The sequence below is a fragment of the Sphingobacterium sp. N143 genome (assembly GCF_030325625.1).
GTDB lineage: Bacteria > Bacteroidota > Bacteroidia > Sphingobacteriales > Sphingobacteriaceae > Sphingobacterium.
The window spans coordinates 1-23,558 of record NZ_JACAIS010000015.1 but is presented as its reverse complement, the minus strand read 5'-3'; the positions used below and the strand labels follow the sequence as shown (position 1 = coordinate 23,558).

At 42.7% G+C, this 23,558-nt stretch carries 19 protein-coding genes and 1 pseudogene; 11 read left to right on the top strand and 9 right to left on the bottom strand.

The window, feature by feature from the left end:
• Positions 1-147: 147 nt before the first annotated feature.
• A complete protein-coding gene (locus HX021_RS21285) occupies positions 148-1,068 on the bottom strand; it encodes a hypothetical protein (RefSeq protein ID WP_286592638.1) in 921 nt (306 codons plus the stop codon).
• 549 nt (positions 1,069-1,617) lie between these two features.
• Between HX021_RS21285 and HX021_RS21280 the strand changes: the two genes are divergently transcribed.
• The gene (locus HX021_RS21280; protein WP_286592637.1) at positions 1,618-2,607 is read left to right on the top strand and encodes a helix-turn-helix domain-containing protein; all 990 of its coding nucleotides are present in this window, start codon (positions 1,618-1,620) and stop codon (positions 2,605-2,607) included.
• Between the two features lie 183 nt (positions 2,608-2,790).
• Positions 2,791-3,192 (top strand): hypothetical protein, encoded by a 402-nt coding sequence (locus tag HX021_RS21275; RefSeq protein WP_286592636.1) that lies wholly within the window; start codon positions 2,791-2,793, stop codon positions 3,190-3,192.
• Between the two features lie 57 nt (positions 3,193-3,249).
• Here the strand turns inward: HX021_RS21275 and HX021_RS21270 are convergent, their stop codons facing one another.
• Genes HX021_RS21270 through HX021_RS21260 form a run of 3 tightly spaced genes read right to left on the bottom strand, consistent with a single transcriptional unit; the run spans position 3,250 to position 8,429 of the window.
• Entirely contained in the window at positions 3,250-4,614 is a 1,365-nt protein-coding gene (locus HX021_RS21270; protein ID WP_286592635.1) for a RagB/SusD family nutrient uptake outer membrane protein, read from the bottom strand.
• 4 nt (positions 4,615-4,618) lie between these two features.
• The gene (locus tag HX021_RS21265; RefSeq protein ID WP_286592634.1) at positions 4,619-7,816 is read right to left on the bottom strand and encodes a SusC/RagA family TonB-linked outer membrane protein; all 3,198 of its coding nucleotides are present in this window, start codon (positions 7,814-7,816) and stop codon (positions 4,619-4,621) included.
• Positions 7,800-8,429, bottom strand: coding sequence for a TlpA family protein disulfide reductase (locus HX021_RS21260; RefSeq protein ID WP_286592633.1), 630 nt, complete (start codon positions 8,427-8,429; stop codon positions 7,800-7,802). Before HX021_RS21260 ends, HX021_RS21265 begins: the two co-directional genes overlap by 17 nt.
• Before the next feature lie 586 nt (positions 8,430-9,015).
• Between HX021_RS21260 and HX021_RS21255 the strand changes: the two genes are divergently transcribed.
• Positions 9,016-9,300: a hypothetical protein gene (locus tag HX021_RS21255; protein ID WP_286592632.1), complete on the top strand. Its 285-nt coding sequence runs from the start codon at positions 9,016-9,018 to the stop codon at positions 9,298-9,300.
• Positions 9,301-9,399: 99 nt separating this feature from the next.
• On the opposite strand, the gene HX021_RS21250 is transcribed toward HX021_RS21255, so the two are convergent.
• The gene (locus tag HX021_RS21250; protein WP_286592631.1) at positions 9,400-10,302 is read right to left on the bottom strand and encodes an RpnC/YadD family protein; all 903 of its coding nucleotides are present in this window, start codon (positions 10,300-10,302) and stop codon (positions 9,400-9,402) included.
• Between the two features lie 221 nt (positions 10,303-10,523).
• Here HX021_RS21250 and HX021_RS21245 point away from each other — a divergent pair, with 221 nt between their 5' ends.
• Positions 10,524-11,693: a homing endonuclease associated repeat-containing protein gene (locus HX021_RS21245; RefSeq protein ID WP_286592630.1), complete on the top strand. Its 1,170-nt coding sequence runs from the start codon at positions 10,524-10,526 to the stop codon at positions 11,691-11,693.
• Positions 11,694-11,729: 36 nt separating this feature from the next.
• On the opposite strand, the gene HX021_RS21240 is transcribed toward HX021_RS21245, so the two are convergent.
• Entirely contained in the window at positions 11,730-12,515 is a 786-nt protein-coding gene (locus HX021_RS21240) for an AraC family transcriptional regulator (protein WP_286592629.1), read from the bottom strand.
• 182 nt (positions 12,516-12,697) lie between these two features.
• Between HX021_RS21240 and HX021_RS21235 the strand changes: the two genes are divergently transcribed.
• The 4 genes from HX021_RS21235 to HX021_RS21220 are packed head-to-tail and all read left to right on the top strand — an operon-like array spanning position 12,698 to position 17,111.
• A complete protein-coding gene (locus tag HX021_RS21235; protein ID WP_286592628.1) occupies positions 12,698-14,029 on the top strand; it encodes a TolC family protein in 1,332 nt (443 codons plus the stop codon).
• 1 nt (position 14,030) lies between these two features.
• Positions 14,031-15,095 (top strand): HlyD family secretion protein, encoded by a 1,065-nt coding sequence (locus HX021_RS21230; protein WP_286592627.1) that lies wholly within the window; start codon positions 14,031-14,033, stop codon positions 15,093-15,095.
• The gene (locus HX021_RS21225) at positions 15,061-16,677 is read left to right on the top strand and encodes an efflux MFS transporter permease (RefSeq protein WP_286592626.1); all 1,617 of its coding nucleotides are present in this window, start codon (positions 15,061-15,063) and stop codon (positions 16,675-16,677) included. The genes HX021_RS21230 and HX021_RS21225 overlap by 35 nt, the downstream gene beginning before the upstream one ends.
• Positions 16,678-16,703: 26 nt before the next feature.
• The gene (locus HX021_RS21220; protein WP_286592625.1) at positions 16,704-17,111 is read left to right on the top strand and encodes a hypothetical protein; all 408 of its coding nucleotides are present in this window, start codon (positions 16,704-16,706) and stop codon (positions 17,109-17,111) included.
• Positions 17,112-17,169: 58 nt separating this feature from the next.
• Here HX021_RS21220 and HX021_RS21215 read toward each other — a convergent pair whose 3' ends face one another.
• A complete protein-coding gene (locus tag HX021_RS21215; protein ID WP_286592623.1) occupies positions 17,170-17,664 on the bottom strand; it encodes a hypothetical protein in 495 nt (164 codons plus the stop codon).
• A 339-nt stretch (positions 17,665-18,003) separates the two neighbouring features.
• Here HX021_RS21215 and HX021_RS21210 point away from each other — a divergent pair, with 339 nt between their 5' ends.
• Both HX021_RS21210 and HX021_RS21205 read left to right on the top strand, forming a co-directional pair.
• Positions 18,004-20,982, top strand: coding sequence for a SusC/RagA family TonB-linked outer membrane protein (locus tag HX021_RS21210; protein ID WP_286592622.1), 2,979 nt, complete (start codon positions 18,004-18,006; stop codon positions 20,980-20,982).
• A gap of 96 nt (positions 20,983-21,078) precedes the next feature.
• On the top strand, positions 21,079-22,761 hold the full coding sequence (locus HX021_RS21205) for a RagB/SusD family nutrient uptake outer membrane protein (protein WP_286592621.1): 1,683 nt from the start codon (positions 21,079-21,081) through the stop codon (positions 22,759-22,761).
• A 68-nt stretch (positions 22,762-22,829) separates the two neighbouring features.
• Here the strand turns inward: HX021_RS21205 and HX021_RS21200 are convergent, their stop codons facing one another.
• Positions 22,830-23,111 (bottom strand): hypothetical protein, encoded by a 282-nt coding sequence (locus HX021_RS21200; protein ID WP_502959022.1) that lies wholly within the window; start codon positions 23,109-23,111, stop codon positions 22,830-22,832.
• A complete protein-coding gene (locus HX021_RS21810; RefSeq protein ID WP_502959021.1) occupies positions 23,077-23,196 on the bottom strand; it encodes a DUF8506 family protein in 120 nt (39 codons plus the stop codon). Before HX021_RS21810 ends, HX021_RS21200 begins: the two co-directional genes overlap by 35 nt.
• A gap of 51 nt (positions 23,197-23,247) precedes the next feature.
• On the opposite strand from HX021_RS21810, the pseudogene tnpA reads away from it, so the two are divergent.
• Positions 23,248-23,558, top strand: a pseudogene (gene tnpA / locus HX021_RS21195) (IS66 family insertion sequence element accessory protein TnpA); the annotation flags it as partial.

Here is a 23,558-nt window from a genome sequence, read left to right as displayed (position 1 = left end):
GATCGTATTTGTTAATTGGTTCTATTTAAAAATAATAAAAAGAAATAAATTTACATACATTTCTGAAACAAAATTTCCCTCAAAGAACAAAAAAAAACATTAGTAATTTATCTATTTCTGAATTTTCAGTCAAGCTGTAGACTTGCTCTATTGCTTCTGCCCATTTGGCTGTATTTCGAAAAATTGGCGTCCCTTCAGATCAAAAATAAACCGTCTTTGCTGAAAACAAACCGGCATGCCACATATCAAACCTTCGATCCCCTCTGCATCTGCTCGCTTTAGTTCGGGCTGATAAAGATGAAGCATAGGCCAGTTTTCCCAAGCGGTCCAATCACGTTCCATCATTGCACTTAAAATTACAGTGAGTTTACTTTTAAATCTTTTCAGATAATTCTGGACTGTTTCTTTCCTTCCTGTCTTTATATTGTTCGAACAGGTCAATTGCCATCGTCCGGACCTGCTATTCTTTTCCATGATCAGGAAAGCAAGTGGTAAGCCATATCGAAAAGCTAGTAGGGCGATATTGGCCCGAAAGTAGAGATGTCCATGCAACAGATTTATTTTCAGCAGTGTATTTTGATTTTTGGCGGTACATCTTTGGGCACCTTCATCCGCGTCAATATAAACCAGCACCACACGTTGCTCCTGTAGCGCGCTCAATATATTTTTCATAACAGTCTTCCTGGAAGCATCGATATACGTCAAGGCATCAGCTGGTAAATTGTTGGCTTTGACATCAGCCAAGGTGTGGACCTGTTCCCGCTGGATAACCTGAGGTGATGCCAGCACTGCAATACGGTATCCGGCAGCAAGCAAATACCGCGGTAGCAGGCGGTAAGGTCCATAATGCAGTGCGATATAAATACCGGCAAGATCCCCAGGAAGGTCCGTCAAAACCTCTGGATCCAACAGCTCAGACAATGTCTTTGTTTGAGTCATCTGCTGAAAAGCAGCCTGGTTGGCCCGCCATTTCAAAAAATTCACCTCCAGGTCTTCAACCGTAAAGTCGGGAAAGAAACTCCATACATTCGCAAACCAAAACGGTTTGGTCAATCTCTTATTTGTCATCGTAAATATAAGTTAAAATAGGCTGTTCAATCGTTAAATTCATTATTATGATCCATTGCCCCACAATGTTAGGGGGCAATGGGCGAAAGTGTCAAGGTAGATCTACCCAACATTTTTCGTCATCGACGATGTCTCCCATTTCGGAAAACATCTGGATCATTTGCGTGACGCTAAATCCAAGATCGGCATCTGAATCTGCGTTCATTGCAAGCACGTTTTCATTCATGTCATTTGGCATACATACTGATCTGTAACCATGCGAGTCAGATCACTCCCGCTGTCGTACGAACAAGAAATTCGGTTAGCTAACGGTTCAAATGTTGCTAAAATCACTTAAAAACAAAGAAAAAGATGATATATAACCCAAAATGACAGCTATTTGACCACATCCTGGCTGCTAACAAGAAAATATGTCAAATACCCCAGCTTTTATGTAGGATTTAGCTAGTAATACGTCATCTATCATTTTATTTGGCATTTCCGAAACGCTGATTTTACCTTTATAGACATTGATTTAGCCTTTATACAACCTTATTGACGGAGTTTCCCATGATCAAAACATTCCATTTTAAATTACCTCAAGTGACTGCGTTTTCAAACCAAATCCATGCCTTTTTGCCTAAGCTTCCGGGCGCACATTTGCAACGTTACGAAGATGTGGGTATCCAGCTTTTGGAAGAATATATCGACTATCATCCGGTCATCTTCTATCGGATTCAGGTGCATGTGCAAGCGGCTACTACCCTCGCTATCAAAACAGCAAAAGCCGATCACCATCTGCTTTACAACCTACACTCACCCGATCCTATTGTTCTGCAAAAGTGGAATCTGACCGATCAAATTGTATTGCCCTCTGGCTATGACAGCTATGTTTATGTTCCTAAAGGCAAGTTCAGGTCCGATGTTGTCCAAGGAGAATATCTTGTCTATGGAGCATTGATCGATATCGGGCTCGTAAGGCCGGAGCTCTATAAAGAAGGACATTTTCTACAGGAGTTTAAGCTGGCCGGTTTAAGAAACAAAAAGCAGCTCTATCAGAGTGCAATCTGGCCGATCCTTAAAAAAACCAAATACCAGCTCGAATATATCATAGCTAACCTCTTCAAGTACCATCGCGACAACGAGGCCATTGCTGCCAAGGTGGTCTACGACCTTTTTGATCTTGCTATTTACAAGGATTTTGAAATTTATCAGAAAATGAATGCGAGTCAGATCACTGCCGAACGTGCACACAAGATGATCAAAGATCAGGTTGTCCAGACCTTCAGCAGCCTTTCGATCCAAACCATTGCGGACCAACTACGTGTTGACATCGGCTATCTTGGCAAAATGTACAAAAGCGTTTATGGCGAAAGCCCTCGGCAGACGCTGAATCAGCTGCTGATTGAGAAGGCCAAGAATCTACTGACAGCAGGCTATACCGTGAAGGAAGTGGCCCATTATTGTGGTTACAACCAGGAGAGCAACTTTTCCAATTTTTTCCATAAGCAAACCGGTATTCGCCCCAGTGTTTTCGGGCAGGATCAAGACGAGGCCTAAAATTCATATTACCTCCTCCCCAAAAGTCATATATCAATGGAACCCTCTCCATGTAACTTTGGAATAAGATAACAGATCGGCTGGATTCGGGGAAATCTGGCCGGTCAACAGGAACAACTCCACGGTCGATCCAGGAGGATAATAAGGATGGGCAAAATATATTAACACTATAAACATAGAAAAATGAGAACATTCGTAAAAAGAGTCCTAGGCACACTCGGAACAGGTGCCTTGATTACAGGTATTATCATCGGTGCAAATGCACACGATAAAAAAGAAGAAATTAATCCTAAAACTACATCGGTGGCAAAAGCTGAATTAATTGAGTGGCATTTTAACGGCACCTCGAACAGTGAAAAACTCGATGCCAGTAAATATGCAGAATATAATTCAGAACCATGCGGAGGGACAAAACAAACAGTCTGTGTTATTTTAGCACCTGAGGACAGCAGTAATCCAGGACAACCAGATATGTCGTATGATGTAACTCCAGGTAACAGTGTGGCCAGTAGAATATCCGCCGCTGTACCGACCAGTGGAACACCAACGACAAATGAGACTGTTATTTCACTACGTTCTTTTTAGCGTATTCCGATTGACAAAAAAATGGGTGGATCATTATCCGCCCATTTTTCTAGCCAGCTACCGTTGATTTTGTTGGATTTTACTTATCCTGATCACATCTTCCGGGATCAACCAATAAAAGCGATGATCTAATGGGGGCAGCTCAGCTAAGGTATTTCCTTCGGCATTTACCCGTACAAGCGTTCTCCTCAACGCCTCATCCCTGTTATATCTTTTAATATCACTCCATCTGACACCTCGAAAGATCAATTCTTTTCGGCGCTCTTTTAAGATTCTATCTAAAGCACTTTTACGATCTGAAAAAGTCAAGGGGACGAAATGCCCCGTGCTCCATCTGGATTCAAGTAGCGTATTCAATCTTCCCGCTGCTGCCGGCAGATTGCCATTGCGTGCTGCACATTCTGCGCTGATAAGATAGAGCTCATCTGTCGCCAGCCCTCCAAAAAATGTAGAGAACTGTGCGCCTACATAATTTCCTTTAAACCCAATTCCTTCATTATCTTTCTTATAGAAATAAGCTTGTTTTCGTAAATCAGCTGGATTATAAAGATCATACAGATACTTATCGATGTATATATTATCGTTTACAATGAGGTCACCTCGGTCTCCAAATGACATGTATATGATCTCTTTATGTAAAAAAGGAAAGGGAAAATCCTTTGTCACATCAATTTCATTCAGGTCAAGCAAGGTTGAATATATATCCAATGCCTGATTAGCATATACTTCGGCATTTTCATAATCATCCATCGCCAAGCTTACCCTTGCCATCAATGCCAGGGCGGCAACTTTCGAGGGTCTGCTGGGCCGATCTGCAAGCTCAGGCAACAAGAGGAAGCTTTCTTTCAGGTCATCCCAAATAGCTTTATAGGTCTCCCCTAACGTTGTTCTGAAAATCGGCTCTGTGTAATCAGATGAATATCGCAAAGGAATCCCCAGTGGTTTGTCCATCGCTTCATTCCCTAAGGGGGTATAAATCTGAGCGAGATTATAATTATTAAAAGCTCTTAAAAATAAAGCTTCTCCCTTTAACTGTTTCCCCGCTGGACTTTGTTCTTCTTTCAATCTTTCCAAGGTCTCCATTGCAATATTGGCAATCATAATTGCCCGATAAGAGAACTGCCAATCTCCGGACAATTCAAATGCAGGGTAGCTTTTTTTCCATAGATAAATCCCTTTATAGGTATCGTTCAGATTATTCAATGTATTATCATCCAGATAATAATCATCCACCCCCATCTCCAATAAAGGTGGAGCTGCGATATTTAAGATATCATCATTATCCAATAATGCCCTAACATCGGCCACAGTCTCCGGTACCGCCAACGAAATATCTGGTTTTTCTTCCAAAAATTTATTACACGAAAAAAGAGAAAGGGTAAACAAGATATAGATGATCCGTACAATATTTTGAGCATTCATGTCATTAAAAATTTAAGTTCATATTTATTCCATATGTTTTTACCGGGGGGATCCCGAAATAGTCCGGGTCAATATTTGCCTTATTTTTTCTCCAGATAATCCCTAAGTTATTTGCATAGGCAGCTATGGTCAGTTTTGTACTCCTGTTTGCAATGACAGGCTTAAGGGTATAAGCAATCCGTAGGTCGGAAATACGGATGTGGTCACCTTTCAGAATATTACTGGAGGAATAGGCATAAAAGTCATCCCGGTTGGCATTTGCCGGATATTGCAAGGATGGTACAGTTGTCCATTTTTCATCACCTGGATTTTGCCATCTCAACACATAATCTGCGTGTCCAGCCCAAGAGCTAAACAGCGCACTATAGCGTATCGTTTCCTTTAAAAAATAGTAGTTCATTTTATAAGTCAGATTGATGGAAGCCTGCAACCCCTTCCAAAAAAATGTAGGTCTAAAAGATCCATAATATTTTGGCAATCCATTGCCATGATAGATCAGCTCATCTGTAGATACATTTAACAAATTTGGATAATCCTTGCTTACAGCTCCCTTGAGCCAGCCCTGGGGGTCGCCCGTTTGTGGGTCCAACCCTTCAAAGCGGTAAGAAAATACCGGATACAGTGAATATCCTTCCAATGGCATCAGACTTCCGCCCTTTCCTGCAAGGTAATATTGTGCACCAGCGTTTGTCCCATTAAACTTGGTTACTCTATCGGTGTTATAAGAGAACAACAGTTCTGTTGACATCCTTAATTGATTCGTGATATGATATTTACCCATTAAGTTGATATCCACCCCCTTCCCTATAGCCTCCCCGACATTGCGCATAATTGTGCTTATACCATAGGTATAGTCCAGCGGATCATTTGCCAATAGATCTGTCGATTTCTTCTGATAGAATTCGACACTTCCGGATAGGTTATTTTTCAACAGGGCAAAATCCAAACCGAGATTTACCATGCGTACATCCTCCCATTTCAAGTACGGATTGGGCAAGGCATTGACATTTGCGCGCCTCCAGTTTGACAATCCGTAGCCAGACCGGTCTTGATAATAAATGGTAGGCAAGGTCGTGGATGCTCCGCCAATATTACCCGAGTGCCCCAATGTTGCACGAAGTTTAAGTAGATTTAACCATTGTTGTGACTTCAGAAAGGGTTCTTGGTTAAGGCTCCAAGCAAGCCCTGATGACCATAAAGGTTTCCATCTTTGATTGGTCTGTACGCCAAAATTGTTGGAAGCATCTCTTCTTAAGGAGAAATTGATAAAATATTTATTCTTATAGCTAACAGCGCCATTTGAAAATACAGATACGAAGCGTGTGGTCAGTCTCCCAAACCCTTCTGAACTGGGGATCTTTGCATTGGAAGCCAAACCATCATAGATCGGATAAGAATTGACAGGATCAACCAGGATGGAGGAGAGTAGTTTCTCATCGTAGCCATAGAATGTGTTTGTCTGAGATTCACTTTTCAGATCACTTATTTCAGCCCCTGCAAACAGGTTGATCATCCAGTCATCCAACAGATCATAATCAAATGACATTTGTAACCGTGCTTTATTAGCGCGCATGCGTTGGTGGCTGCTCCTCATCACACCACCAATTGGTATTATGCGGGTAACGATATCATTGTTAATCTGGGTAAACCGATTGATCAAGTTACGTGCGTAAAACGACTCTTCCCCATATAATGATTTAAACTCGTTCTGTTGATTCTCATGATTATAGAGACCTTCTATTTTTAGATACGGGAACGGTTTATAGGTAATAGACGCATTCAGCCCCAATCCATTTGTCCGATTATTGGCGTGGCTTTTTTTGAAGTCTTCTATCGGTTTAAATGTCCAGTCCAGTAACGCTGTATTTTCCAGTCCCTGTACATAATCAAGGTCATACATATACGGTATAGCCAATGCCTCCCCAGTCGCTGTCTCCAACTGGGCGTAAGGATAAAGGACAGCCTTCCCGCCCTGAGGCATTATCGGATAATTCAGGTTCGCTGGGCTCGATGATCTGTTATTGCTGGACCATTGGATTGAATTTTGGAGCTGTAATTTGTCAGAAATCTTTATGTTATTGCTGGACTGTAATGAAATCCGATAGCTGTTATTTGTTGATTGCGTTTCCAGTTTTTTATCAAATCCGACAGCTGTCCGATTCGAAAAGCCCTTGCTTCCGAAATTATAACCGATATGATGTTGCTGATCAAAGGAAGGTCTAAACATATATTTCAGCATATCATTGCGATAATCCTGCTGTCTAAATGACGTAATCTTTGCTTCAGCCTCTTCGTAGGAAATCAATCCTTTCGTTTGTTTGTCCAACAAGGAAACGACTGGAGAGAATATGAATCTTTTTTTTCTTGCACTGTTTAGCGCATTGTTATAAAATCCTTGTTCATATAACATTTTTTCTACATCGATAAAATCGGACGAGCTTATGTTTTGAAGATAGAAGAGGTCAGGTTTTCCGCCGAAAACAAAATTACTACTATATTCCAGGCGTTTCGTTCCTTTTGAATTTTTCTTGAGGTTGATAACAATCACGCCATTACCGGCCCTTGCCCCCCATATTGAAGCTGCGGACGCATCTTTGAGCAAGGTCACAGATTCGACATCATTTGGATTTATATTGGCAATGTCACCCGCATAGGGAAAGTTATCGACAATAATCAATGGTTGCGTCAGCTGATCTGTAAAAGAATTGATCCCCCGGATATTGATATTAGGCTTTCCGTTGCGATTGTCAAATTGTAGGCCTGGGGCCAGATATTCCAGTTTTTCTAGTACATTGGTCGATATCCGTGTTTCGAGTTTTGTGCTATCGATCACTGAAAAGCTACCCGTAGATCGTTCTTTGTTCAATGTCTGGTATCCTGTATTGATGATCTGTACCTCTTCAAGTATATGATTAGCCCTCTGCATAACATACACTTTATTTCTTTTATTTAACTCCAATACAACTTCTTGCGTCATATATTCGATTCTGGATATTTTGGCAGGAGCAGTGTTTGTCTGTGCGGGGATATTAAAAAATCCATGATCATCCGATTGATACGGTGTCTTTGTTGACTCCAGCCTTATGGAAACATGTGGTATTGGTGTCCCAAGTGAATCGACTATACTTCCCACATATCTACCCTGAGCAAATGTGCTTTGGCAAGCTAGCCATAGCAGGATCAAGTTAATTAGCGTTTTCATATTTTAGGTTAAATGCAATAAAAGATTGTAACTGATCGAGTGATACAAATTCGGCGAATGTGATTGCTGCCACTCGACCTTTTGGATTTATCCATACATAATGCGGAATAGGTCCATGGGGGAATAATGCTGTCAGGTATTCATCACGATAGATGGAATACAGATCAAAGTTTTTCAATTGATTGCTCCGCATATTATGGATCTTGGCATAATCATCATGGGTTGATCTTTCGTTGACAAGCAGGATATTCACATGATCCTGAAAAAGGCGTTGTGCATGGGCGATCTTTGGGAATCCCTGCACACAGTAGGTGCACCATGTAGCCCAGAAGTCCAGTATCAATGATTTTCCTTTGTACTTTTCGAAGGAGAACACGGCAGTATCACCTTTATAATATACCTTCATTTTTTGATGCCAAAAATCTTCGGGCACATAATCCCCCACCCGAAGCGGTACAATTGGAACAGGCCCATTGGCCCCGCTTTCCTGGCGGGGCGTCTGGGCAGATAAACTAAACATAGAAACTAAGCATAGGATAGACAGTAGGGCAATATGTATACCTGTTGTCTTCAGATTAGGCAAGACCTCTCCTGCCCTAAAAAAATGTCTCATTTTTTAAGTTTTAAAAAGTAACCTAACGACATCATCTCTTCCAGACTAGTTATGGTCACATGAACAATACATTAAAAGATTGGGGGAGCTAAATCGCATTTGAGTGGTCATCACAAAGGTTATCATATTGGCGTGATGCGATCCATAGCAGTGTAGGGTCAAAGTTTTGACCAAGCTATCCGAGCTACTCGGGCGCTGTAATTAGATTTTTTGTTGTCTGTTTTTTGTGGTCCATACTCACGTTTATAATTGTGAGTCTTATTCGGGGAAAAGGGCTATAGCAGGCCCTATCACCGCACAGCAAGGTTCCGACGCCTTTTAGAAACGGTTAACGATAGGGCCCATGACGCTATAGCTGTACAAATGTACAAATAAAGCTATCATAGGCATTATCCTATCGTCTCGTTCTAAATCAAATTGTCGGAATTTGCTGTCGAGACTCTTAGTTTAATACCTTAATTAATCTTATACTAGATCAAATATAGTAATAATAATTGACAAAAACAAAATTAATATTTACGAATAATAAATATTAACAAACACTATATAAGCAAAAAGCAATATTTAATAAATAAATGCTTACTAAATGACTACTTCCATCAGCCCCAACAATCCAGATCCTGATTTTCTTGCCATAAAATCATTATTTGAATCAGGCATTATCAAATCCATGAAATTACTAGAAAAGCAGGGGCCAACGAAAATGGCTAAAGCTTTAGGCCTTCAATATAACTCTTATCTGGATAAATTAAACAATCCTCAAAAATTCACTCTGTCCCATATCTTTAAAATTGCGGATTTATGTGAACTAAACCCGGACTTAATTTATCAAGTCATAAAAAAACAAAATTATAAGGGGACTCATTCTTAGTCAAAATTACTCTATGTATTAAGAAGTAAAAAAGCCATTCCCTTTCGGAAATGGCCACAATAAAAATCTATAAATTTTAAGAGTACTTTATTAAAACTATTATACTCCTTTGAAAAATTTCTCAACCTCAGGCTTGGCCAGACCGAGCTTTTGGCAGATCTCAGCAATAGTAAAACCTAGCTCTCTAAGCATTTCAATCTTTCCTTCAATCTTTCCTTTCTGAATTCCTTTTTTTTCAGCCTTATCTAATAAATATTCTTGAGTGCCCATTGTATCGCTCCTTCCTATTTTTGTTTTTATTTCTTCTTCAAAGATACTCAAAACTTCCTCATTATCAAAACTTACATAATAAGTTAGAAAATCATAGAGCCCTTGACGTGTACTCTTATCCATCTCCCTTTTCATCATCTCATCATAGAGATCATGTTTTATTTTCTTCAGCCCCTCATCGGTCACTTTCTTGTTTACTATAGCCAAAAGTGCGGTAAGGACAATCACAGAAAATGGATTCCTATTAGATCGCAATACCGATTCTTCCTGATCCAGGATCTTGTAACTGTTAAAATCGTAGCGCAATGAAGTTCCCATAAACTTCTGGCTATATACCACAGGTCGATAACCTTTGTTTTCATCTGCCAAAATTGCAATAGCTGTAATTGGAACTTTGTAACGATCCCATATTCTATAAAAATAGCGAAACATTCGCTCGGCTAAATCGCCCCTGCCCTTATGGCTCTGGATCTCTACATGGCAGAGTACAAACTGCTCGCTACCATCCTTTAAGAAAACCTTTACAAGCTTGTCTACATAACGGACTCCCCTGCCGTTGCTTTCCGGAGGAAATAAATTCTCAAACTCTTTATCGAGATAATCAAAGGGTCTGCTCAAATCAAAAACAGCATCAGCATCCGTAAAAATAAAGCGTAAAAAATGCGAAAATGTTTGCTCTAAGATAGATTTCCACAGGGGATCATCTACCCGTCTTGATCTTTGGCTCATCATTATTTATTAACTGGTTAACAGTACAAAGATAGGAAATAGCAATATAAAATACTAATATATTTAGTATTTTGTATTTAAAAAGTAACATGATTGAGTACCAGTACACTTAAAAAAACCACTCCCTTTCGGAAATGGCTTTAACGAAGTACTTTTAACTTAAAAATAAATATATTATATTTACTATAATTAAGCATAGCTAATAACCAATAAAAAGTATCGATTTGAAACCTACTGAGGAAAAGACAGTACAAGCAGCTTTTTCAAAAGTTCAGGAATTTTTTCAACTGCATGGCAGAATACCGGTTCGCCGTGAAATGGAAAATGTCAATACGATTGCGCGTCGACATTTTGGCAGCTGGAACAATTTTATCCTTGCAGCTGGATTTAAGCCTCGGGTTAATAAAACGGAGGAAGAAATCAAACAGGAATTATTGGCCTTATTGAACGATTTCTACGACAGAAATGGCCGCATTCCCATGCGTAGGGAATTTTCGGCAAGATCAACTAGTATCCGTAAATATTTCGGTTCATGGAATAAATTTATTACGGCTGGCGGTTATAACGCCAATGATCGCCGAATACCTTCTATCGGAAAGCTCAAAAATTCGCTGGTCAAATTTTATATCAAGCACCACCGCTCACCAACAATCAGGGATTGCCTTCATAAAAATGGGCTTTATAATGACAGGTCTTACTTTACGCATTTTAAGGTCAGCACATGGGCAGACGTACTTGAATACGCAGGTTTAAACGCCTATTTTCGAATAACCACCATGACGGAATCCGAGGCTAAATCAAAGGTAATCCAACTGATCAAAAAGCACCGAATTAAATATTATAAAGATTATGAGCGTCTCAAACCAGAAAATTATCCATCGGCGTGGTACCTTAAGGAAAAATTTGGCTGGAATAATTTATGCTATTTGGCTGGCACTAAAATCCCAATCACCAAGATCAGTATAAAAGATCATTACCTTAGTCTGGCCAAAACATTGGGCCGAACGCCTACAACCAAAGAGTTAGAAACCAAAATGCGTGCGACCACAGGTGCCATGAAATGGAAAACAGGTTTACCACTCAATAAATTTTTGGAGTCTATTGGTCAGATACCTGCCCGGAAAGCTCCAACACGGTGTAAACTGACTAAGAAAGAGCTTGCCGAGCTCTATAAGAGGAAAAGTCTGGAACATGGCTTTTTAAATGGTATGCCCCGTTCAAAACTGCTTGAATTGACGGGCTACTCGAGAGATATCTACGAAAGTCGCTTCTACAATATCAATGGGCTACGCCTCGTCTGTGGATTTGAATTGATTCCAGCAGCATGCAAGCCATATTCAGAAGAGGAACTGCGCAATATCCTCAAAAAACCACGGTACGTAAAAAAGAAGTAGAAAGTACATGTCTTGCTTGGGAGGATCCCGTCAAATCTATTTTTTCCGTAGATCTGAAGGTCTTGAATGTGTGAATGCATAGAAGGTGTTGCTGAACGACCCGACCGTATCATACCCAACAGCGAATGCGATATCGGTCACTGATTTATTTGTTCTCAACAGCATTTCAATTGCCTTTATCATCCGTAATGTTTTAAAATACTGCAAAAATGAAATATGTAAACGTGTCTGGAACATCCTGGACATGGAGCGTTCGCTCATATAAAAACGGTCACTTATATCGCTTAAGGTAATCTGTTCAGCCAGGTTTTCCTCCAGATAAGCGATGATATGCAGCATTCTTTCATCCGTCGTTATGGGCAGAATAATCGGTAATGCATCACTATCCAACTGTGGAAGGAGCTTTTTAATGGAAACCAAAAAATCAAAGTAATAGTCCGATCTGACCACATGTTTCTCGTCCCATCTTTCTGTATGATTTATCATCTGAATTAACAATTCGGTCGCTGGATAGATCCCCAGTTTACGATAAAAGGCATTTACATCATCATCTTCGGTATAAAAGTAAATGGACCGGAGCACAGTACCCGAATGTCCGATACGTAAGATATGAGGCATTTGGGCTGGTATCCAAAAATAATGGCGGGTGGGTACGACATAGGTTTTATCATGGATGGTGATATAGGCAATACCTCCCTCCACATAGCCCAGCTGCCCTTTTTTATGCGTATGCAAAGGGATGAGTTTTTCGGACTTCTCATGCATGACAAAGGCAGATTCTTCCAGTTTATCTATTTCAGGCAATAAAGCTATTAATCCCATATCCAACGATCTATATTCGAAATTACGTATTATTTAAATTTGCCGAATATAAATTATTGCTCGACCGAATAAAAAGAGCTGCTGTTACTTTGGCGAGATTCAATAAAAACATGTCTTTTATAAGCCATCACAAAAAAAGCCGTACATCTAATTTTGTCCCCGATCAAAAATTAGAGTCTCATATGCCAAGAATCATAGTTTTATTTGTTTTTTTTGTTTTCCAACAACTTGCCCTTGTAGCTCCTGCCGTTACCTATGCTGATGGGGATACCCTTTACCTCAGCCTCCCCGAAGCCTGGGAGAAAGCGGAGCTGCATAGCAGGTTGATCGAGATCCAACGAAAAACGACAGCCATCGCACTCGAAGAGTATAAAGATGCAAAGGTCGAGTTATTATTTCCCGAAATCTCGGTCAAAGGTACAGCTGAAAAGGCTTCCAATATTCCGATCTATGAAAATGGCTTATTTGCCAAACCTACCCAGCACGAAGTGATCCACACCTTATATCACCTGGGGGCTGAATTCTATCAGATCCTTTATCATGGCAATAAATATAGATTGAAGATCAAGGCCGATAAAACCCTGCATCAGTTGAGTGAAGTACAGGAGAATAAAATCATCTCAGATATCCGCTATAAAACGGCATCACTCTACCTGGATCTCCAACGATGCCTGCTGTTCAAAGACCTTATCATCCAAGATATCGCCGACCAGGAAGATCAATTAAAGGAAATCAAGAGTTTTCACAAAAATGGGGTGGTTCTAAAAAGTGATGTCTTACGCGTCGAGCTTGACCTCTCCAAACGTAAAATGGCACTGGTCACCATCGACAACGATATACTCATCGCCAACCAAAAATTAAACATCATCCTTGGAGAGCCAGATGAGCGCCGGGTTTTACCCACACTCATTGACGTCAAAAAAGAAGAAAAACATGCTTATGCGTATTATTTAGAACAAGCATTAAAACACTCTTTTTCTTATCATATTTCAGAAAAACAGACCGAACTAAGTGCCATCAACCTCAGAAAAGTGAAAGCCAATGTACGTCCCAACATCGGTATCTATGGTGAATTTTATTATGCAAATCCCCAGATCTTCTTAGCCCCCTATAATCCGTACTGGTATTCCTTGGGTATTATTGGCGTAAAAGCAACATTCCCCGTATCGGCTATTTACCACAATATCCACAAAGTCAATGCCGCCAAATTGGAGCTAGAAAAAGAAGAGGAGGCCCACCATCATACCGAAGACATGGTCCGCCAGGAAGTCAAAGAGGCTTATCTACGTTATGAAGAGGCCCTGAAGCAGATTGCGGTTTCGCAGGTCGACGTAAAGCAAGCCGAAGAAAACGCACGTATTATCAAGAACACTTACTTTAACCAGACCTCCCTGATCACCGATCTATTGGATGCTGACATCCAACTGCTGCAGGCCCGTTTCGAACTCGCTTCCGCTCGCATCCTTGCACAAAACAAATATTATCTCTTACAAAACGTTATCGGAATTTTATAATATGAAAAAGAAATATACCATCACCGATCAATTCATCACAAAGATCACCGGATGGATCGCAGGTATTATTGTCGTTGCCATGACCATCTGGGGAGGCTATACCCTCTGGGGGTATTATGTCTATGAGCAAACAAACGACGCCCAGGTGCAGGAATATGTCAATCCGGTTATCTCCAGAGCTGGCGGATTTGTCGTTGCTGTTAGATTTGAAGAAAATCAGCATGTACAAAAAGGCGATACCCTCTTTCTGATCGACAATCGAGAATATGTGCTGCAACAGGAACAGACGGAGGCCTCCCTCCAAAAAGCAAAAGCACAGCTGCGTGTACTTGAAAGCAATATCGCCACCCTGACAAGGACTGCGAGTGCCTATGCCGCGCAGGTCAACAGCACGAAGGCCAAACTGTGGAAACAGCAGCTGGATTATACCCGTTACCAAAAGCTCTTTGAAGAAGAGTCGGCTACCCAACAAAAAATGGAAGAGGTACAAGCCACACTTGATGTCAATAACAGTGATTACCTATCGGCCCAGGACAAGCACGGAGCTGCTCTCCTGCGTATCGAAGATATCAAAGTGGAGCGTTCGGTTGTCCAGGCAGAAATCGCCCGTTTAAACTCCTTGTTGAACCGCCACAAGCTTGATGTGAGCTATACCGTCATTGTCGCGCCCTATGATGGACGTATGGGCCGGCGCACGATTGAGCCCGGACAAATGATTGATGTTGGTCAGCCGCTGGCTTTCATTGTCAATGATGAGACGGACAAATGGATCGTCGCCAACTATAAGGAAACCCAGATCGCAACCATGCAGATCGGTGATACCGTCAAAATCATTGCGGACGCTTTTCCCGACCGAACGTTCAGGGGGACGATCATCTCGCTGTCACCAGCCACTGGATCAAGTTTTTCCCTATTACCTCCCGATAACTCCACAGGTAACTATGTCAAGATCGTACAACGTGTCCCGGTACGTATTCGTGTTGATGGTGACCGTCAGGAAATCGACCTGTTGAAAGTCGGCATGAATGTCAATGTCTATACCGCAAAACGTCAACATCGTGGATAATATTCTTCCTATTTTCAAGTCATGGGTTCCGGAATGGATGATCAAGATCGTCCTGTTCATCCTCTTATTGCCCAGTATTGTTTTATTTTTTCTACCGATCACCAATATTCAGGCTGCGGCAGGCTATTATGGGAGCGAACCTGCCGACATGCAGTTTTCAGTTGCTTTATTTTATGCGGGCTATGTCGGCTCTTATAGCCTAGAACGCCGCTTTTTCAACTATCTCGCCGCCCGGGAATACTTCATCCTATTTACCTTTTTATTGCTTCTGACCTCATGGATCTGCTATCAGACACATGAAGTTTACATCTTTTTCCCGGTACGGTTCATGCAGGGCTTACTGTTTGCCAGTACGGTCAATCTTTCCCTTTCGCTGATGTTTACACGGCTACGCAGTGAGCGTGCACGTGAGGTGAGTTTCTCTGTGTTCTTTGGCCTGTTGATCTGTGCCTTACCCTTCAACAATATCGTCACCGCCGACCTGATCGACCATTTTAATTTCCATATTGTCTATAAAGTAGCCTTATTTTCTTATCTCCCCAGCCTGATCCTGCTTCCGCTGACCATGAACCGGATCCGGCTCAACGTACGGTTTCCATTATATAAACTGGATTGGCAGAGCTTTGCCCTATATAGTATGGGGCTGGTTCTATTAGGTTATATCTTAATTTTTGGCCAGGAGTATTATTGGTTTGCAGATCGGCGGATACGCTTTTCTAGTCTAGGTTTTATCTGCCTGGCTTTGGTTTTCACTTTACGTCAGCGGGCCATGAAACGTCCTTATATTGATCTGCGGATATTCAGGTCGCGCAATTTCAAAGCAGGCCTGCTCGTGCTGTTTGTGATGTATTTATGCCGTTTCGTGTCGGGTATTACCAATGGTTATTTTTCGTCACTGCTGGGTTTTGATCCCATGCACATTTCTTATATCAACGTTTTTAACCTTTTGGGGTTAATCTCCGGAACCATTATCGCGGCCTGCCTAGTTATTCAAAAGAAGAATATCCGTTACATATGGTGCATCGGTTTTATCCTTTTATTGATCTTCCACCTGATCATGTTCTATCATTCGGATGTACAAGCGAATGAATTCAACTATTTTATCCCTTTGTACATCCAAGGATTTGGGATCGGACTGATTATGGTTCCTACGATAATTTATACCATTTCATCGGTTGCCGTTTCCCGTGGCACTTCTGCTGCGGCAGTCAGCCTGGCTATTCGATATCTCGGTTTCTGTGCGAGCATCGCACTGATTAACTTTTTCGAGTTATATGGAAAAAGTAGACATTATAATGCGTTTCAAGACCATCTCACAGCATTGGATTACCCCGTAGCGCAGCATATGCAGACCCAGGCAAATATACTTCTCACCAAGGGCCTGCATCCTGGTCTATCAGCAAAAGGAACGGAGAAGCTACTGATTGCCACGGTCAATAAACAGGATCAAGTACGTTTTGCCATGGACTACTACGAGTTGATTGCCTGGCTCATTGTGGGCCTATTGCTCCTTATTGCTTTATCACCATATTTGGGTAAAACCATTGTCAGGCTCCGATCAAAACGATTATCACCCGCTTAACATTCAACAATTTCTCAATCCATACCATGCGTATCAAACTATTATTCATCATCACGCTGTTCCTTTCTTGCATCGCCTGTAAGAAAGAAGACAAAGTTTTTACGTTAAAAACGATTCAGCTCAACGACTACAAACCGACCACCATTCCGAAGCAGCTTCTTTACTTAAAAGTTCTGGAAAGTCACGATACGACCGTACTGGCCCAAACGGATACCTACCCGAGCGCCTATACCCTTCCGGCACGATTCGGTATTCAGCCCCAATTGTCATTACCCTTATATGCTCAGAACTATACCATACAGCTCTGGGGAGATGTCACTGGTTTTTTAGGTGAATGTGAAGTAGACATGCATCATTATAAAATTATATTTCCGATCGAAATGGAAGCAGAAAATGAGGTGCTGCGTGTTTCCATAAAAGGGAGCTGGGAATAAAGGCAAGTGGCTTTCCGGTACCAAAGCGAGCGATTGCTGGAAATGGCAAATATGATTATCATTTTCTGCTCAAAATCACGCCAGCCTTATGGTCAGGATAATCAGGGAGATAAAGAGCGTTCTGCTGGGCACGGTGATAAAATAACTGCGATAAAATAATAGTTGCTACTCCACCACATACGAATACAACAAAGACCGTGTCTACCCATGTGATCCCGCGTTCGGACTGGTAGCTACCTAACAACGCCCCGCCGCCGGAAACGATGAAATATATTGCCAAAGGTACCAACACTATCCTTGTATCATTGTTGTTCTTCGTTTCTGTACCAAAAGCAATGAGAAAACCTCCCCCCAGGAGCAGTATGATTGGCAGAAACGAGGAAAGAATACCCAACCATTGCGGTAGCCCAGATACATTTTCGCCGGCCATATTACTCCACATTCCTACTGCGGCTAAAATAAATGCGATGATCCAACAGATGTAAGCTATGATTCGCCGGGTATTATCACGGTTCCACCAACGGGACTGTGGTGGGCAACGATTATCGAGCACACTTATTTTGTTTGCGAGACCCCAATAGCATCGTTGGCTCCCGGTATATAGATCGTGTTTTGGCATTTATCGGAAAAAATCTGTCAGGCAATATCATGTGTGTCAAACTTGAGAGGACAGCATCCTCTCAAATCGTCTCAAAATACTACCATATTGTCTCACGGCATGATTGGCAGGGTAGAATATCCTAATTTTAGGCAATTCTATCATGCCAATTATATGCAGTACCAACACATTATCTACCTTAATCCTCCGTGGGAGTTTTAGACGATCGCTAACATAACTTGGCATCCCTAAACGAATCAATTACAGCAAATTTCCTTTAATAAACATAAGCTCATGAATTTTAAAATCTACCGTTTTAAAGTGGCTACCAAATTATTGCTATTCAGTGGCAGCCTCACCGCTGGGACCACTTATGCAATTCCTACGGCCCTTTATGCCCAAGAAACCCAGACAGTCCTTACAGGTACGGTCAAAGACGAACTGGGCAAGCCTGTTGTGGGCGCAACAGTTTCTGTCAAAGGCAGCACAAACAGTACCTCATCCGATTCCAATGGGGTATTCAAATTGTCCAATGTGAAGCAAAACGACCTACTGGTCATTCGGATGATTGGCTTTGCGGCCAAAGAAGTCAGGTACCAGGGCGGCACAAGCTTGGCCGTACAACTTCTTTATGACCCCCAAAACCTCGAAGAAGCCGTCGTCGTCGGTTATGGTTCGTTGGACAAGAAAGAACTGACCAGTGCTGTTACCAGCATCAAGCCCAAGGATATGGTCGCTGGTGCTGTATCTCCCCTGTTGGCCATTCAAGGGAAAGTCCCTGGGTTGAGTGTTATCTCCACCAATGGTACTGATCCGAATGCAGGTATTTCCCTCCAACTTCGTGGCGTCAACTCGGTGAATGCCTCTCAGGGTCCTTTGGTCGTTATTGATGGGGTCCCCGGCGGAGACATCAATTCGGTGGCTAAAGAAGATATCTCCTCCATTAACGTCTTACGTGATGCCTCCGCTGCGGCCATCTATGGCACAAGAGCGTCGGGTGGGGTCATCTTGATCACCACCAAACGACCTCAAGTCGGAAAAGCGCAAGTCAATTTCACTTCGGAGTATTTTATGGAAACGATCCGCAAACGCCCCAAGGTGCTATCTGCAGAGAAATTTGTCGAATATGGTCTCGGGGAGGACCTGGGCCATCGTACAGATTGGTACGATGAAGTGACCAACAACAAGCCCTTCAGCCATCGACAGGTCATCAACATCAGTGGTGGATCTGAAAATGCCAATGTGTATACCACCTTCACCAAACGGGATGCCACAGGGATGGCCATTACTTCCAAAAGGGATGAAATCGGTGGCCGGATCAACAGTGCATTTAAATTTTTTGATGGATTTGCCGAACTGAATACCAATGTGAGCTACAATCAGGTGAAAGCTTTTGGTTCCAATGGCGATATCTTCAACAACAATGACATCTTCAATATGGCCATGGTCATGAATCCAACCGAAACGCCTTACGATGCGAATGACATCAGTGGCTACAACGTGCTGGAAGGTGGCTATGATACCTATAATCCGGTTGCCGAAGCACGGCTCCGATCCGATGAAAAACAGTTTAAGTATCTGTTGGCCAATGCTACCTTAAAGCTGAATCTGACCGAACACCTGAGCACCAGTGCCACGGTCGGCCTAAAAAATAATACTGAACATGGCAATTATTACCGTTCGGCGCAGCACCGTATCTCACGGGAAAACAATGTGGATGGTTTTGCCAAGCAATATTACAGCAGGTTCAATGACCGTGTGTTCGAGTGGACGGTCAATTATAACAACCGTTGGGACAAACATTCGTTAAATGCTGTGGGCGGTTATAGCTATCAAGATTTTAACAGTCAGGGCTTTTCTGCCGAAAATTCTAATTTTCCGGTTGATGGAATTCGGGAAAACGACATGGATACCGGTACCTACCTCCCTGACGGCAGGGCAAACTTAGACTCCTGGAAAAAACCTTGGGTCAAGCTTGCTGCTTTCTTTGGCCGTGTCAACTATAGTTACCTGGACCGCTATATCCTGACCGCCACTGCCCGCTATGAAGGTTCCAGCAAATTTGCGCCTAAAAATAGATGGGGATTTTTTCCGGGTTTATCCGCCGGATGGCGTGTTTCGCAGGAATCGTTCCTGAAGGATGTACAGTTTATCAACGACCTGAAATTACGTGCCGGTTATGGTGAAACGGGCAATGAAGGTTTTGATGCCAATGTTGCTACCAGGATGTACAGCGCAGACACCTGGTTTTTGCAGGATGGTCAATGGTTCAGGACCTATGGCGTCAAGCACAACCAGAACCCAGCGATCAAATGGGAGGTTAAAAAAGAATATAACCTGGGTTTGGACTTCGCTGTCCTGAACAACCGTTTAAGTGGACGCTTTGATATCTACAAACGGAAGATCGATGACCTCATCTACGATATCAGTGTCTCCCAGCCACCAGCCATCCATGACAAAACAACCATGAATGTGGGCAGCATGCAAAATACCGGCTATGAATTTGAGCTTAATTTTAAGGCGGTGGATCATGCCGACTTTACGTATACAACGGGCATCATCGCCTCCCACAATAATAGTAAGCTCAATACCTTGTGGGGCAGTCAGACCTTTACCGATAAGAAGGACTTTCCAGCACCGGGGTCGCCAGGATCTGCTGTGCGGTTATATCCCGGTCAAGATATCGGGCAGTTCTTCCTATGGAAATTTGCCGGCTTTACCGACGATGGTTACTGGAAACTATATGATCAGGACGGAAATGCTTTTGACGTAAGGGACCGTAATAAGACCGTAGGCGACAAGGCCTTTGTCGGGAATGCCATTCCAACGCTGCAGCTTTCGTGGAATAACCAGTTCAGCTATAAAAACTGGGACGCCAGTGTCTATATGCGCAGCTGGATCGGTCACGATGTTTTCAATATGATCAATATGTATTACAGTCTTCCGAATGTAAAAGGCCAGAATGTGCTGGAAGAAGCCTACGACAAACATAAAAATATCAAAGGCGAAAAAGAGCTCAGCGACTATTGGCTGGAGAAAGGAACCTTCCTCAAGGTAGACGCGCTCAACCTGGGCTATACCTTCAACCAAAGCTGGATCAAGCCCCTCAAAGCCATACGGGTCTATGCCACGGCACGCGATCTTTTTGTGTTTACCAACTATAGCGGGCTGGACCCTGAGGTCAACATCAACGGATTGGAGCCGGGTTTTGAGGAGCGGAATGTCTATCCGAAGACACGCACATTTATGATGGGACTTCAAGTAAACTTTTAATTGTTAATATTATGAAACCACCATGATTTTTCAAACCACACCGTGGGATGAATAAATCTGGTAGCTTCATCACCTTTGAACACAAATCATATACAGATGAAAAAATATATCACTATAGCTACACTTTCCCTGGCATCCTTGCTATCCGGATGTACCAAATTGGATCAGGAGTTTTATGAGTCGGTCACTCCGGATACTTTTTTCAAAAGTGAAAAGGATATCAAGGCCGCCCTGTTCAGACCATTTACGCATGCCAAATGGTATATGGGCGAGGACCGCTGGCGACTGCAGGAATATACGGCGGACAATTTTGCCATTACGACCAAAGGACGCCATTGGTACAATGGCGGGGAGAATGAACGTTATCATTACCACAGATGGACTGCTGACGACAACTGGATCTGGGGCAGCTGGCGGGGCACCCTCATGGGGGTCGCCTTAGCACTGGATGCCAAAAGTGATCTTAGCAAGCTGGATTACACCAAATTTACATTAACTGAGGAGCGGAAAGCCGCCGATTTGGCCCAATTGGATGCGCTGATTGCTTACTTTTATCTCAGGGGGCTGGATTACTTTGGCGGCATGCCGGTTTTTGAGTCCTTAGACCAGGAGTCTTTGCCCCGCAATACCGACAAAGAACTCTTTGACCATATCGAGAAGTTGCTGAAAGCGGCCATAGAAAACCTTCCAGCGAAAAAAGCGGGCGACAAGGAAGAAGGAGCCATCCGTAAAGCGGCGGCTGCAGCCATGCTTGCCCAGCTTTACTTCAATGCGGAATCCTATATTGGCAAAGCCATGTATGCGGAAAGCCAAAAACTGACACAGGATATCATCAATAAGGTATACGGGGACTATCAGCTCGACACGAAGTGGAACGGTGTACATGGATTCAAGAATAATGAATCGCCCGAAATTATCTGGTCCATGCCTTCGGAGTTCAAGATGCTGGAGTATAACTGGTTTTATGCCGATTTCTACCACTACAATACGCGCCAATTTTTTGATCAGGACATGGGCGGGAACAATGGGGCCCACCTCACTCCTTCCCGCAAGCCTAACGGATCGCTGTATACCGCAGACTTTAAATTAGGCTCTCCCTTTGAGACTTTTGACCAAGGTGATCTACGCAAGGCACCCTATCATTACCAGGGCACCGACCAATACGAAGGGATGTTCATTATCGGTCCACATAAGACGCCAAGTGGAGAAGCGATCCTAGGAGGAGAGGAATACAAAGACAAACCGTTGACCTTCGTGGATCAGGTGGGGCGTTTCTCAGAAGTTGGACCCGGAAAAAAATACAGCTCGGTAGACCAGCTTCCTTCCAAAATGTCGGAGGGCGAGGAAAATACAGGCATACGTCTGGTGAAAGTTCCGATCCCTAATCTGGCCAATAATACCTTACGTTGGGGAGCCGATATGCCTGTTATTCGATTGGCGGAGATCTATTATATGCTCGCCGAAAGTAGCTTTAGACTCGGTGATAAACAAAAAGCTGCGGAGCTCTTCAACAGCGTCCGCAAACGGAACTTTGCCAGCAATGTGGACCCCAACCCGGTAACGGCCACGAATATCGACAAGTACCGTATCCTGGATGAATGGAGCATCGAGTTTATCGGCGAAGGGCGCCGCCGTACGGACCTGATCCGCTGGAAAGCTTTCACCACTGAAAAATGGTGGGATCATAACCCCAGCAATTCAGCTCACCTGAACCGCTTTCCAGTACCAAACCAAGCAATTGCGGGCAATAGTAATTTAGCCCAAAACCCAGGCTATTAGCCTAAGCCACTTCTGGTACAGGAATAAGATCCTAGCGGTCATCTTTTATACAAGGTGACCGCTAGGATTTACAACTGATAGATCAACCGGAAAAATGAACTGAGGGCCCTGTCTTTTCCACCCACGGGAAACCCAGCCGCCATACCGATAGCCAGCTTATCATTCAGGCCCAACTTCACCTGGGGCCGCAAGGTTGTTTCTAGCTTGCCATCTGCTACGACCTGATTCACTTCGACACCAATAAAATGGTCTGTCTCCGGTAATGTATAATGAAAGGAGGTATTGATCTGCCAGTTCATCTCTACTTTTGAAGATTTATAGCGGTAGGCAATTTCCGGCCCGGTATAAATCAGCCAGTAACTCCTTAGCAGGAACTTCTTTTATTTCACCATCAATTTTTACGACTAAACTTCGTCCTTTAGAAGCTGGTGTAATCTCCCCTAAAAATAGCTACGATTATTAATGTAGTTTTATAAATTAGGGACAATGAAAAAAAGCAAATTCATTGAGTCACAGATCATCAAGATCTTATCATTCCAGGAATCAGGGCAATCGGTATCAGACATCTGCCGTGAGCATGGAATCAGTCAGGGAACATTCTATTCTTGGAAAAGTAAATATTCCGGTATGGAGGCATCTCAGCTCAAACAGATGAAGGATATGGAGCGCGAGCTAGCTCAATATAAAAAGATAGTTGCCGAACAAGCTCTACAGATTACAGTTTTAAAAGATGTCATCGAAAAAAAGCTCTAGGGCCTGCCGAGAAGCGCGAGCTTGTTGGTTACTCCCGTGAGGAG